We start from the raw sequence: 1,313 nt of genomic DNA, 5'->3' as shown, positions 1-1,313 counted from the left end.
TTTTTAAACCGCTGTTAAATGCAGTATTATATTTTCGGAACTTAAAAAAACACAAAGTTTTTCGGCAAATTTCGGATTTCGGTTTTCCATTATCACGCAAACTTGGTCTGTCTCGCAAAGTTTAGTTTCACGCAACGTATTTTCAACACAAAGTTTATCGGCAAAGTTCGGTTCAGATTTCACTTATCACGCAAAATTTTTCAGTTACATTTTTAGAAATTATATAACGGAAAAATAGGAGCGAAGCGTTCAGCGTAAGTTCGGAAAATATATTGCATTTAACGTTCTGCGGCTTAAAAATGTGGCGAAAATGCAACACCAAGCCTTCACAAATATAACCAAAACTTTAAATTAAACAACTGCGCCATTTCAAAAATTCCCGAAACCAGCCATATTTTTAAACCGCTGTTAAATGCAGTTTTATATTTTCGGAACTTAAAAAGCAAACGTAACCTTTATTGGCAAAGTTCGGTTTTCGGGTTTCAAATGTCACACAAATTTGGTTTGTCAAGCACAGCATATTTTCACGCAACTATTTTTAACACAAAGTTCGGTTCGGATTTCAATTGTCACACAAGATTTTTCGGCAACAATTTTAGAAATTTTCAAGCAGAAAAATAGGAGAGAAGTTTTTCATCGTATGTTCGGAAAATATATTGCATTTAACCATTGATATTTGCAGTTTTTATTCAATAAATTTCTTCAATTTCTCTATTATTGTTTCGGGTTTATTTATTAGAAAATCAATATTTAAACTCAAAGGTGTATTTTCAGTATAATTGACTATTTTAAATTTTGTTTTCCTAAAAAGGTTTCGTTCTTTAACAATATGGATTTTTGGGTTTTTTATAAAGATATTTATAAAATGATTTTTGTTCACACTCTTCAATTTTAAATTTGTAATCTGATTTATATCAGTTAAATATTTATTGTCTTGATACAATTTCCCGTTTTGAATTTTAAAAGTTATAGTTTTTTTTGCTAACATTTTTATCAATCGAATTTTAAAAAGGCAAAAAATTAAAAAAAGAAATGCTGAAAAATATTGTAATAAAGTTTCATTCTTATAAAATAATTGTCCAATCCATCTATAACGATAAGAAGAATTCGGTTCACTTGAGGCAAGTGTTTCAGAATTAATAAAAGTCCAACCAAAAAATCCAATCATTAGGATTGAAAAAATTAAAAATAAAAATATTTTCTTTTTACTATATTTAAATTCTATGCTTTTCAAGTTTTTTTCGGATAAATTGCATTTAACGTTTCGCGGCTTGAAAATTGTGGCGAAAAACCAGCACCAAGCCATCACAAAT

The 1,313-nt window shown here is 28.6% G+C and carries 1 protein-coding gene; it reads right to left on the bottom strand.

The window, feature by feature from the left end:
* Window positions 1-685: 685 nt before the first annotated feature.
* A complete protein-coding gene (locus GFJ99_RS13240; protein ID WP_153209522.1) occupies window positions 686-1,234 on the bottom strand; it encodes a hypothetical protein in 549 nt (182 codons plus the stop codon).
* Window positions 1,235-1,313 lie beyond the last annotated feature (79 nt).

The sequence above is a fragment of the Flavobacterium sp. LMO6 genome (assembly GCF_009495795.1).
GTDB lineage: Bacteria > Bacteroidota > Bacteroidia > Flavobacteriales > Flavobacteriaceae > Flavobacterium.
Note: the sequence above shows the minus strand (reverse complement) of the source record. Positions and strands in the feature narration are given on the sequence as shown.